General features: G+C 60.3%; 11 protein-coding genes. 5 read left to right on the plus strand and 6 right to left on the minus strand.

Annotation, left to right across the window (positions count from 1 at the left end; genetic code table 11):
- Positions 1 to 109: 109 nt before the first annotated feature.
- Both AC07N4_RS16580 and AC07N4_RS16585 read right to left on the minus strand, forming a co-directional pair.
- On the minus strand, positions 110 to 748 hold the full coding sequence (locus AC07N4_RS16580; protein WP_102619650.1) for a peroxiredoxin: 639 nt from the start codon (positions 746 to 748) through the stop codon (positions 110 to 112).
- A gap of 293 nt (positions 749 to 1,041) precedes the next feature.
- Positions 1,042 to 2,367 (minus strand): OprD family porin, encoded by a 1,326-nt coding sequence (locus AC07N4_RS16585; RefSeq protein ID WP_102619649.1) that lies wholly within the window; start codon positions 2,365 to 2,367, stop codon positions 1,042 to 1,044.
- A 365-nt stretch (positions 2,368 to 2,732) separates the two neighbouring features.
- On the opposite strand from AC07N4_RS16585, the gene tauA reads away from it, so the two are divergent.
- Positions 2,733 to 3,722 (plus strand): taurine ABC transporter substrate-binding protein, encoded by a 990-nt coding sequence (gene tauA / locus AC07N4_RS16590; RefSeq protein WP_102619804.1) that lies wholly within the window; start codon positions 2,733 to 2,735, stop codon positions 3,720 to 3,722.
- Positions 3,723 to 3,761: 39 nt separating this feature from the next.
- Here the strand turns inward: tauA and argA are convergent, their stop codons facing one another.
- Both argA and argE read right to left on the minus strand, forming a co-directional pair.
- Positions 3,762 to 5,060 (minus strand): amino-acid N-acetyltransferase, encoded by a 1,299-nt coding sequence (argA, locus tag AC07N4_RS16595; RefSeq protein WP_102619648.1) that lies wholly within the window; start codon positions 5,058 to 5,060, stop codon positions 3,762 to 3,764.
- Between the two features lie 135 nt (positions 5,061 to 5,195).
- Complete coding sequence (gene argE, locus AC07N4_RS16600; RefSeq protein ID WP_493065662.1) at positions 5,196 to 6,344, minus strand: acetylornithine deacetylase; 1,149 nt, start codon at positions 6,342 to 6,344, stop codon at positions 5,196 to 5,198.
- Between the two features lie 156 nt (positions 6,345 to 6,500).
- Between argE and AC07N4_RS16605 the strand changes: the two genes are divergently transcribed.
- Positions 6,501 to 7,871: a CYTH domain-containing protein gene (locus AC07N4_RS16605; RefSeq protein WP_096817442.1), complete on the plus strand. Its 1,371-nt coding sequence runs from the start codon at positions 6,501 to 6,503 to the stop codon at positions 7,869 to 7,871.
- Positions 7,872 to 7,910: 39 nt separating this feature from the next.
- Here the strand turns inward: AC07N4_RS16605 and AC07N4_RS16610 are convergent, their stop codons facing one another.
- Entirely contained in the window at positions 7,911 to 8,381 is a 471-nt protein-coding gene (locus AC07N4_RS16610) for an Lrp/AsnC family transcriptional regulator (protein WP_007951785.1), read from the minus strand.
- 126 nt (positions 8,382 to 8,507) lie between these two features.
- Between AC07N4_RS16610 and AC07N4_RS16615 the strand changes: the two genes are divergently transcribed.
- Together AC07N4_RS16615 and tfpB are read left to right on the plus strand one after the other, a co-directional pair.
- Positions 8,508 to 8,846 carry an ACT-like domain-containing protein gene (locus tag AC07N4_RS16615; protein ID WP_493065661.1) on the plus strand — a complete coding sequence of 113 codons (339 nt, stop codon included), beginning with the start codon at positions 8,508 to 8,510 and terminating at the stop codon, positions 8,844 to 8,846.
- 90 nt (positions 8,847 to 8,936) lie between these two features.
- The gene (gene tfpB, locus AC07N4_RS16620) at positions 8,937 to 10,721 is read left to right on the plus strand and encodes a type IV pilus assembly ATPase TfpB (protein ID WP_493065660.1); all 1,785 of its coding nucleotides are present in this window, start codon (positions 8,937 to 8,939) and stop codon (positions 10,719 to 10,721) included.
- Between the two features lie 5 nt (positions 10,722 to 10,726).
- On the opposite strand, the gene AC07N4_RS16625 is transcribed toward tfpB, so the two are convergent.
- Positions 10,727 to 11,692 (minus strand): hypothetical protein, encoded by a 966-nt coding sequence (locus AC07N4_RS16625; protein ID WP_493065659.1) that lies wholly within the window; start codon positions 11,690 to 11,692, stop codon positions 10,727 to 10,729.
- 138 nt (positions 11,693 to 11,830) lie between these two features.
- On the opposite strand from AC07N4_RS16625, the gene AC07N4_RS16630 reads away from it, so the two are divergent.
- Positions 11,831 to 12,151 carry a DUF2388 domain-containing protein gene (locus AC07N4_RS16630; protein WP_169843014.1) on the plus strand — a complete coding sequence of 107 codons (321 nt, stop codon included), beginning with the start codon at positions 11,831 to 11,833 and terminating at the stop codon, positions 12,149 to 12,151.
- Positions 12,152 to 12,172: the final 21 nt, after the last annotated feature.

The following is a 12,172-nucleotide window of genomic DNA, read 5'->3' on the forward strand; positions in this document are numbered from 1 at the left end:
GTGGGAATGAATCCATGGACGCTCCGCGTCCACTGTGACGCAGAGCGTCACGGGCGGCATTCCCACGCGGAGCGTGGGAACGATCTGCAACGAGATGTGCCCGGTCAGATCACTTGTTCGGCTGTGGCGTCAGGCGCAGGTACGGCTTCACCGCGCGGTAGCCCTTCGGAAAGCGTTGCTTGATTTCGTCTTCATCCTTGAGCGAGGGCACGATCACCACTTCATCACCGTCCTGCCAGTTGGCCGGGGTGGCCACCTTGTAGTTGTCGGTGAGTTGCAGCGAGTCGATCACCCGCAGGATCTCGTGGAAGTTGCGCCCGGTGCTCGCCGGGTAGGTGATGGTCAGGCGGATCTTCTTGTTCGGATCGATCACGAACAGCGAACGCACAGTCAGAGTATCGCTGGCGTTCGGGTGGATCAGGTCATAGAGATCGGACACCTTGCGATCGGCATCGGCCAGGATCGGGAAGTTGACGATCGTGTGCTGGGTTTCGTTGATGTCCTCGATCCACTTGTGGTGCGAATCCACCGGATCGACCGACAGGGCGATGGCCTTCACGCCGCGTTTGGTGAACTCATCCTTGAGCTTGGCGGTGAAGCCCAGCTCGGTGGTGCACACCGGGGTGAAGTCCGCCGGGTGGGAGAACAGCACGCCCCAGCTATCGCCCAGCCACTCGTGGAAACGAATCTTGCCAGCGCTGGAATCCTGTTCGAAATCGGGGGCGATATCGCCGAGTCTGAGGCTCATGGTGCTGCTCCTGATGAGTTGTTGGAGACCTCAACTGTAGCTCGGGATTTGCCTATCTGAAAAAGAATAAATAACGAGATATTTATATCGTTTAAGAATATTAAACATCTGTTCACTGGACGCCTGCCGGCAACGCGCCGAACATCGGCCCCAAGGTTCGAGAAGGCCTTGAGTTGCTGCAAAGAGGGAAATGTCGGGAAAGGTCTACGGGGGTGGGCCTGACCCGAAAACACAAAAGCCCCGTCCGGCGCGATGCCGGACGGGGCTTTTTTACGTCGGTTACTTGAGCGCTATTACAGCAGCGGGATCGAGTAGCTGACGATCAGGCGGTTTTCGTCCTGGGAGCGAGTGCTCGCCAGATCGGTACGCCACATGGCGTTCTTCCAGGCAACGCCGAGGTTCTTCAGCGGGCCTTCCGGAATCACGTAGCCAACGGTGATGTCACGTTCCCACTCGGTTTTTTCGCCGACCGGAGTGTCGATGTTATCGCCACGCAGGTAGATCACACCGGCGGTCAGGCCAGGCACGCCGACTTTGGCGAAGTCATAAGCGTAGCGAGCTTGCCAGGTACGTTCGCCAGCACGGGCAAACTTCTGGATCTGCATGTCGGTGATGGTGCTGTTGGACGAGCCGTCACCCTGGTTCAGCCAAGGGAAGTCGCTGTCACCCTTGGTGTACTGATAGCCAGCACCGAAAGTGTGACCTTGAACCGAGTACAGAGCCAGGTAGCTGTACAGATCGTTGTCGACCTTGCCCTTGACGGTTTTGCCGCCGTAGAAACCGCTGGTGTAGTAGGCAGGAGTGTCGCCGTTGTTGCCGTTGTCACGGCTGCGGTAGTAACGCAGGTCGCTTTTCAGTACGCCTGGACCGATTGCCCAGTTGTGTACCAGACCCAGGAAGTTCTGCGAGTAGAACTCTTTCAGTTCGCCGTAGTAGTACGAGGCGGTCAGGTCTTTGGTCAGCTTGTAGTCAGCACCGGCGTAGTAGAACTTGTTGCTGAACACGCCTTTGTCGTAGTTCGAACCAGCGTTCGCACCCGCAATCGACATGTTTTCGTTGTTGCTGGAGTTACGACCCTTCACGGCCTCAACCTGACCGGCAGTCAGAGTCAGGTCCTTGATCTCGTTCGAAGTGATCGCTTCGCCCTGGAAGGTTTGTGGCAGCAGACGACCATCGTTGTACTTGATGACCGGGTTGTTCGGCAGCAGAGTACCGACCTTCAGTTCGGTCTGGGAGATTTTGACCTTGCCGGTCACGCCCAGGCTGGCGAAGTCATGCACAGCACGGTTGCCGTCGCTTGGGAAAACAGTGCCACCCGAAGCGGTACCTGCGGAGTTGCCGCTGGTAGCCGGGCTGGAGTCCAGACGCACGCCGTACAGGCCGATAGCGTCAACGCCGAACTGAACGGTACCTTGGGTGTAACCCGAGGTGAAACGCAGATCGAAGCCTTGGCCCCACTCTTCGTTCTTGTTCGGACCAGTGCCATCGCGGTTATCGGTGTTGATGTAGAAGTTACGCAGCCCCAAGGTGGCCTTGCTGTCTTCGATGAAACCGGCTGCGCCTGCCTGCTGCGCAATAACCCCTACGGCCACGGCCAGGGCCAAGGTGGACTTGTTCATGTATCGCTCCTCTCGTTTCTAATTCTTGTGTTCCTGGTCCGGGGTCTGATGCCCCTGGATCCTAAGATGCGCGATTAGCGCCAGACCGTGACTGACAAGTCAATCGTAACCTTGTGTGTCTACGACCAAGGTCTAATCGCAGTTATTTGGTCCTTGCAGGGTAAAGACTTCCTGATAAACCCAAAAAGAATTTATTCATTCTTTTTCATACCATTCGGGTATATGGCTCTGTAATGGCCATCTGCACCGGGATACAGCGTATCGGCGACTAAGCTCATTCCTAAATGGTATTTATTAGCCTTTTTTTAGATCGTTTAGCTTTGGCGAAACCCCGATTCGTCAAACCCTATCGAAAAGGCGACGCCATCATGGCCAAACGCGCACTATCTAGTCAATTTGTTACAGTTTTTGTATCGGCATTGATTTCTTTCTCAGCCCACGCCGCCAACCTCACTGTCGGCTACCAGACCGGCATCGATCCAAGCAAAGTCCCTCAGGCCGATGGCGTTTACGAGAAGACCATCGGCGAAAAAATCGACTGGCGCCGTTTCAACAGTGGCCCGGAAGTTGTGACAGCCATCGCCTCCGGTGACGTACAGATCGGCAACCTCGGTTCCAGCCCGCTGGCTGCCGCCGCTTCGCGCAACCTGCCGATTGTCGCGTTCATCGTCTCGGCACAGATCAATGCCGCCGAAGCCCTGGTCGTTCGCAACGGCAGCGGTATCAACAAGCCCGAGGATCTGATCGGCAAGACCATCGCCACCCCGTTCGTCTCCACCTCCCACTACAGCCTGCTCGGTGCGCTCAAGCACTGGGGCCTGGACACCTCGAAAGTCAAAGTGGTGAACCTGCAACCCGCAGAAATCGCGGCGGCCTGGAAACGCGGTGACATCGACGGTGCCTTTGTCTGGTCACCGGCGCTGGGCGAGATCCGCAAAACCGGCAAGACCCTGACCGATGCCGCGCAGGTCGGCCAGTGGGGCGCGCCGACCTTCGAAGTCTGGGTAGCGCGCAAGGACTTTGCCGAGAAGCACCCGGAAGTCGTGGCCAAATTCGCCAAGGTGACTCTGGACTCGTTCGCCGACTATGCCGCCCATAAAGACAGCTGGACGGCCGACTCGGTACCGGTGCAGAAAATCGCCAAACTGACCGGTGCCAACGCCGCCGATGTCCCGGAATTGCTCGCAGGTTCGGCGTTCCCCGATGCCAAGGCGCAACAGACCACTGCGCTGCTGGACGGCGGCACGGCGAAGGCGATTGGCGAAACGGCGAAATTCCTGAAGGAACAGGGCAAGGTCGAAAGCGTACTGCCCGACTACTCGCCGTATGTCAGTGCGAAGTTTGTCGCTGAGTAAAGGAGATGCCCCCACGAGTCGCGTGGGGGCAATTGCAGATCACAGGGCTTTTTCGAAGATCTTCGAGTTGCGCTGATAGTTATAGAGAGAAGCCCGCGCCGCCGGCAGGCGCTCGACGCTGCTCGGCTCGAAGCCGCGCTCGCGGAACCAGTGGGCGGTGCGGGTGGTGAGAACGAACAGAGTCTTCAGGCCCTGTGCCCGGGCACGAGTCTCGATGCGTTCGAGCAATTCGTCGCCGCGACCGCCATGGCGGTACTCCGGGTTCACCGCCAGGCACGCCAGTTCACCGGCATCCGAATCGGCAATCTGATACAGCGCCGCACAGGCGATGATCATCCCTTCACGCTCGACCACGCTGAACTGCTCGATCTCACGCTCCAGCACTTCGCGCGAACGGCGCACCAGAATCCCCTGCTCTTCCAGCGGACTGATCAGGTCGAGCAAGCCGCCGACGTCTTCAATCGCCGCCTCGCGCACCCGCTCGAATTGTTCCTGGGCCACCAGCGTACCGCCACCGTCACGGGTGAACAGTTCGGTCAGCAGCGCGCCGTCCTCGGCATAACTGACGATATGGCTACGCGCCACGCCGCCACGGCAGGCTTCGGCGGCGGCATCCAGCAATTCCGCCTGATAGTTGCTGCCCAGACGCTGCAAATGTGCCGGCACCTGTTGTGGACGCAGTTCGCGTACCAGTTTGCCGTTTTCGTCGATCAGACCGAGGTCCGCGCCGAACAGCAGCAGCTTGTCAGCGCCCAGATCGATGGCGGCGCGGGTGGCGACGTCTTCACAGGCCAGGTTGAAGATTTCACCGGTCGGCGAGTAACCCAGCGGCGATAGCAGCACGATGGAGCGCTCGTCGAGCAGACGGTTGATGCCCTTGCGGTCGACCCGGCGCACTTCGCCGGTGTGGTGATAATCGACACCTTCCAGCACGCCGATCGGCCGTGCGGTCACCAGATTGCCGCTGGCCACTCGCAGGCGCGAGCCCTGCATCGGCGACGAGGCCATGTCCATCGACAGCCGTGCTTCGATGGCGATGCGCAACTGGCCGACCGCGTCGATCACACACTCCAGCGTCGCGGCATCGGTGATGCGCATGCCGTGGTGGTAATGCGGGGTCAAGCCGCGAGCGGCGAGACGGGTTTCGATCTGTGGACGGGAGCCGTGGACCAGCACCAGCCGCACGCCGAGACTGTGCAGCAACACGATGTCATGGACGATGTTGCCGAAATTCGGATGCTCCACGCCGTCGCCGGGCAGCATGACGACGAAAGTGCAGTCGCGGTGGGCATTGATATAAGGGGACGCGTGACGAAGCCAATTGACGTATTCGGGCATGAACCTGGGCCTGTAATAAATAGCAGCCGGAAAAAGGGCGAAACGGAAAACGCACAGCGGGCTGATGGTTATCGTCGGAACAGGCTTGGCGACACGCGCGCTCTCCTCATGAATACGGGTTGGCCGGACGGCAATTTATACAGCTTTGAGACAGTAATGTTCGATCAACTGCCGCAATAGATGCACGGTAGGCTGCAAACGTGACATTTCAAGGTACTCGTCCGGCTGGTGGGCGCAGGCGATGTCGCCGGGGCCGAGCACGATGGTTTCGCAGCCAAGGCGCTGAAGATAAGGCGCTTCGGTGCCGAACGCTACCGCTTCGGCCGTGTGGCCGGTGAGTTTTTCGGCAATTCGCACCAGTTCGGCGTCCTCGGCCTGCTCGAACGGCGGCACTTCGGGGAACAAGGGTGCGTAGTCGATCTTCACCTGATGCCGCTCGGCAACCGGGTTGAGCTTGCGCAGGATCTCGGCCCGCAGGACCTTCGGGTCCATTCCCGGCAACGGCCGCAGATCAAACTCCAGCGAACACTGACCGCAGATACGGTTGGGGTTGTCGCCACCATGGATGCAACCGAAGTTCATGGTCGGCTGCGGGACGCTGAACTGCGGGTTGTTGAATTCGCGTTGCCACAGCAGGCGCAGGCCACGCAGTTCGCCGATGGCGTCGTGCATCGCTTCGAGGGCGCTGTGCCCCAGGCGTGGATCCGACGAATGGCCACTCTGCCCGAGGATGTCGATGCGCTCCATCATGATGCCCTTGTGCATGCGGATCGGCTTGAGCCCGGTCGGCTCACCGATCACCGCTGCCCGGCCCAGCGGCCGCCCCGCTTCGGCCAGCGCCCGGGCGCCGGACATCGAGCTTTCTTCATCGCAGGTGGCGAGGATCAGCAGCGGTTGCCTGAACGGCTGGTCGAGCAGCGGTTGCACGGCTTCGATGATCAGGGCGAAGAAGCCCTTCATGTCGCAACTGCCGAGGCCGACCCAGCGGCCGTCGACTTCGGTGAGTTTCAGTGGATCGGTTTTCCACAACGCATCGTCGTAGGGCACCGTGTCGCTGTGCCCGGCCAGCACCAGCCCGACGGGGCCGCTGCCGAAACTGGCGAGCAGGTTGAATTTGCCGGGGCTGACCTGCTGGATATCGCAGCTGAAGCCCAGATCACCGAGCCAACCCGCGAGCAAGTCAATCACTGCCCGGTTGGACTGATCGAGGCTCGGCTGGGTGCAACTGACCGACGGCACGGCGATCAGTGCAGCGAACTGGTCTTGCATGGACGGCAAAGGCATCGCTGACTCCAACTCCCGGATTGAAGTCCATCATAGAACCATCCGGCGCCGAGAATAAACCGCCGCAAGGCGTAGGAAGTTTGAGTCCTGTACACTGCACGGCCTTGGCAGCCACACATTCCCCCGGCTGCGCTCCCGATCCTGGATTTTCCGGCCATGCAGAAAGAAACCGAAATCAAACTCCGCGTCAGCCGCGAAACTCTCGCCGCCCTGCGCGAGCACCCTCTCCTGAAAAAACGCAACAAAAGTGGCTGGGAACGCCGTGAGTTGATGAACCAGTACTTCGACACGCCCGAGCGTGACCTGGCCCGGGCCAAGGTTGCCCTGCGCCTGCGCAAGGACGGCGAAGAAGTGATTCAGACCCTCAAGACCCGTGGCCAGAGCGTTGCCGGTCTGTCCGAGCGTAACGAATACGACTGGAACCTGCCCAAAGCCAAGCTCGACGTGAAGAAACTCGACGGCGAATGCTGGCCCGAGTCCCTCGCCGAGCTGGACAAGAAAACCCTGAAACCGATCTTCACCACCGATTTCGTCCGCGAGCGCGCCGAAATCGCCTGGGGCCGTGGCAAGACCAAAGTGGTCATCGAAGCCGCGCTGGACCTGGGCCACGTGGTAGTCGGCAAACAGAAAGAAGAAATCTGCGAGCTGGAACTGGAACTGCGCGAAGGCGAGCCTGCCGCGCTGCTGGAACTGGCCGCCGAACTGGCCGAAACCCTGGCCCTGATGCCGTGCGACATCAGCAAGGCCGAGCGCGGCTATCGTCTGTACGATGCCAACAGCTACTCGCTGAGCCTGCCGGCGCCGGCCATCACCGCTGAAACCCCGCTGGACGATGCCTTCGCTGCCCTGAGCTGGCACTTGCTCGGCAGCAGCCAACGCCTGGCCGAACAGTATCGTTTCAACGGCCACTGGCGCCTGCTGCAGGACTGGGTCGAGAACCTCGCGGAAATGCGCGCCCTGCTCAGCAGTCTCGGCCAGGCCGCACCGCGTCAGTCGACCCACGACCTGCGCGTTGCACTGGACGCCTTGCTGGAAGACTGGCGTCCACTGGTACAGGTCGGTATTGAAGACGAAGACGTGCGCAAAGCCGCGCCGGAGCAGTTCCTCGAAGAACTGGAAGACCCGCGCTGGGGCCTGTTCTCGCTGAACACGTCGCGCTGGTTGCTGGCCCGCACCTGGGCGGCCGACCGCAACACCCGTGGCAATCGCCAGGGCGCTGCGCAATTGGGCAGCTGGTTGCCGCGTCTGCTGGGCGAAGAAGCCACTTCGCTGCAATTACAGCGTTATCAGCAGCAGCCGGAAGATCTGGCCGAGCAACTGCCGCGCATCGAGCGCATCCAGGTCTGGCTGCACCACGCGCGCAACGTGCTGGAGATCCCGGAAATGGATCGTCTGTACGGCGAGCTGAACAAACTGGCGCAACTGGCCAACGAGCCGACCATCACGGATGAACTGCTTGATGCACGCAAGCATCAGGCAATTGCGGTTTACCAGAACCGCGCCTGGAAAATGCTGCTGCGCATGTAATCCCCGGATGATGATCGTTCCCGCGCGAGGGAACGATCATCAGCGCAGTACCGGCAGGCTCGTCGTCGACTTGATCTCCGACAGCGCCACGATCGAGTTCACCTCTTGAATCCCCGGCACCAGCGACAGCTTCTCGAAGAAGAATCGCTCATACGCCTCGATGTCCGCCGCGACAATCCGCAACAGAAAGTCCACCGCCCCCATCAGCACGTAACACTCCAGCACCTCGGGAAAGCCGCGAATCGCCTCGGTGAATTCGGTGAAGTTCGAACGGCCGTGGGCGTTGAGTTTGATTTCCGCGAAGATCTGCGTGTTCAGGCCGATTTTCTTGCGATCGAGCAAGGTCACCTGACCACGAATGATCCCCTCCTCCTTCATCCGCTGAATCCGCCGCCAGCAGGGCGACTGCGACAGGCCCACCTGTTCGGCGATCTGTGCGCTGGACAAGGAAGCGTCCTCTTGCAGCAGGGCGAGAATGCGCCGGTCGTAGCTGTCCAGCTCACTGTGCATAAAAAATCCTCAAAACAAGCCAATGGCGAATTGATCAAACCGATCAATCACGTAATCAGCTCATCTTAGATAAGAAATGCCCGGCATCGAATGTAAAAATTCCCCCACTGATTCCGGAGACCAGCCATGCCACACCTCGAAGCCGTCAACACCCCAGCGCCCCGTGCCGATGTGTGGAACGCCAGCAACGCCCATTGCCACGCGCAATACCAGATACTGGCCGAGGCCGAGCCGGATTTGCTGGTGCGTGTGTTGAACCTGTTCGCCTTGCAGTTCCTCACCCCGGAGCAGGTCAATGTCCAGCGCCTGGACGACCTGCTGTCCATCGACATCGTCATGAGTGGCCTGAGCTGGCATCGCGCCCAGGTGATCGCGGAAAAACTTCGTAACCTGATCAGCGTCTGCTCGGTGAACCTGCAAAACCCCGACGCGGCGTGGGATGCGCCCACTCAGGCGGCAGGCTGACAAAAGCGGAAACGCCTTTGTCGGGTAGTGGCCCAACGGTCTGTGGGGCCACGACTATCCTTTGCGAACTGTCGTTCAAAAGGAGCCCGCATGTCCGTTCAACTCGCCACTCAGGACCGCTGGCTGGATCTCAATGATGTATTGCGTGAACTGGTCGCCCAGGGCTTCATCAGCCAGGACTCGGCCGAGCATGCGCTGAATGCGCGCCGCCGCCATGCCACCCATGGGCAGGTGCACCCGCTGGAATTCATCGCCGGCCAGCAACTGGACGACCTCAGCCGTCCGGGCAAACACCTGGACCTGGAAAGCCTGACCCTGTGGCTGGCGCAGCAGGCCGGCCAGCCGTACCTGCGGATCGATCCGCTGAAAATCAATGTCGCCGCCATCACCCCGCTGATGTCCTACGCCTTCGCCCAGCGCCACAAGATCCTTGCGGTGTCGGTCGACCGCGATGCAGTGACCGTCGCCAGCGCCCAGCCCTACGTCAATGGCTGGGAAGCCGACCTGACCCACGTGCTGAAACTGCCGATCAAACGGGTCGTCGCCAACCCGGTGGACATCCAGCGCTTCAGTGTCGAGTTCTTTCGACTCGCCAAATCGGTCAGCGGTGCCAGCAACGCCGACCAGCCGGGCAGCAACCTCGGCAACTTCGAACAGTTGCTCAACCTCGGCGCCAGCGATCAGGAGCCGGACGCCAACGACGCGCACATCGTCAACATCGTCGACTGGCTGTTCCAGTACGCCTTCCAGCAACGGGCCAGCGATATCCACATCGAACCACGCCGCGAGCAAGGCACGGTGCGCTTTCGTATCGACGGCGTACTGCACAACGTCTATCAATTTCCGCCGCAGGTGACGATGGCGATTGTCAGTCGCCTGAAAAGCCTTGGCCGAATGAACGTCGCCGAGAAGCGCAAACCCCAGGACGGCCGGGTCAAGACCAAGACCCCGGACGGTGGCGAGGTCGAGTTGCGCCTGTCGACGCTGCCCACCGCGTTCGGCGAGAAAATGGTGATGCGGATCTTTGACCCGGAGGTGCTGCTCAAGGATTTCGATCAGCTCGGTTTTTCCGCCGATGACCTGCGCCGCTGGCAGGACATGACCCGCCAGCCCAACGGCATCATTCTGGTGACCGGGCCGACCGGTTCGGGCAAGACCACCACGCTCTATACCACCCTGAAAAAACTGGCGACCCCGGAAATCAACCTCTGCACCATCGAAGACCCGATCGAGATGGTCGAGCCGGCCTTCAACCAGATGCAGGTGCAGCACAACATCGACCTGACCTTCGCCGCCGGGGTACGGGCGCTGATGCGGCAGGACCCGGACATCATCATGATCGGCGAGATCCGTGATCTGGAGACCGCTGAAATGGCGATCCAGGCCGCCTTGACCGGGCACCTGGTGCTGTCGACCCTGCACACCAACGATGCACCGAGCGCCATCAGCCGCCTGCTGGAACTCGGCGTGCCGCATTACCTGATCAAGGCCACGGTGCTCGGGGTCATGGCCCAACGGCTGGTGCGTACGCTGTGCCCGCACTGCAAGGTGCCATTGCCCATCGGCGAGGAAGACTGGCAAACCCTGACCCGACCGTGGCAGGCGCCGCTGCCGGGCAACGCACAACGGGCCATCGGTTGCCTGGAATGCCGCGACACCGGATATCACGGTCGCGCCGGGGTCTACGAAATCATGCAACTGACCGACAGCCTCAAAGCGTTGATCAGCCCGGATACCGATCTGACCGCACTCCGGCGCCAGGCTTTCAAGGAAGGCATGCGCAGCCTGCGATTGTCCGGTGCGCAGAAAGTCGCGGCGGGGCTGACGACTATCGAGGAGGTGTTGCGGGTCACCCCGCAAAGCGAACAGAAATAGCCCGGTTACCGGTCAAACCCCTCAACCTCGGTGCTGGGTTTGATCCATAGCTCGGAGCCGTCCAACCTGTGCTGCTCAATCGACTGGCCGGGACCCAGCTTCTTGCCGGAGTGCAGGTTTCGTCCGGTGTAGTATTCGTCCGCACTGAATATCAATGTGGATGGCGCGTTCTGTTGCACTCTCATTCCTTGAGGGTACGTCCACTCGCCAAGGGTCAGCGGGCTCTTCAGGTTCCCCTCCCAACGCACGAGCGTGCGCTGCGGATCCAGACGGACGCTCACGTTCGCCAGTTCAATGCCGTCGATGAAAACCGTGGATGTCGAACGAAAATGGGTAACAGCGTAGCCGGTGTCCAGCTTGTAGAGCTGACTGGAGTCCGGCCAGTTCAGCCCAGCGATTTTCGTACCAGCCACCAACTGACAATCGCTGAACTGCCAATGCTCCGGCTGAAACCGGGTATGCTCGCCGAAGCCCAGATGAACCCAACTCCCTCCGCGACAGGGCCAGCCCTCCACCTCTTGATCCCCGACGAGCTTCAAATCTACTGCCAACGGGAGAATCATCTGCAGGGTAGAAACTCGCATTCCCTTGATGGTATGCGGTACAGCAAACTCGGCACCCCGCAGGTTGGCCAGTCCATAGACCTGAGGCTGGCCGCTCCCGTCCAGCGGTTCGGCTGATCTCAGGTGCAACCGGGTGCCGGCAGGAAAATTCAGACCCTGAACTTGAACGGCATCCTCCAGTTTCGGATTAAGGAGCTTGTTTTCCCGATAACTGACCGCCACCTGAAACAAGGTAAACCCAACCACGCCGACACAGACCAGCATCAGGACAGCAAATTTGCGCGGATGGCGCAGCAGCGCCCTGCGCCATGGCGGAACACAGAGCATGATCAAAAGGCCAGGAAGGCCGATGAACGCGCCCATCAGCACCGTCCACATCACCCCGTAAATCAGCGCGATAACACCCACGATTGCATCCCTGCGAAAAAATCAGGGGGCATGGTCTCAAACAAGTGACCGCGCCTCTAGCGCTACTTGAGCCGCCATGGAACTCGACAGGGTAAATGGCGATCCAAGGTCTCAGTTCAACCCCCTGTGGAGTCACCCATCATGCGTCTCAAACTTGCTGTCGCCACCCTCGCCCTGCTGTCCCTTCCCGTTGGTTCAGCGATGGCCGACAGCTTTTGGCGTAACGTCATTTCGTCCGGCGCAACCACTGGCTCGACGTACCTGACCTTCAAGGATCACAAGCTGATCGTCGCCGCCCAGGATGACGCCGGCAGTTTTGTCGCCAGCGATGGCGGCATCCGTGGCCCGTACCTGGAAGCCGCCATGCAGAAAGTCCGCGCCGACAACCCTGGCCTGCAGGCGACGGACATGGAACTGGCGAACGCGATCCTGGCGAAGAACGCCGTGGCATCGGAATAAACCTTTCGCCCAAAAAAATGC

It is taken from the genome of Pseudomonas sp. GW821-FHT09E04 (genome assembly GCF_059416185.1).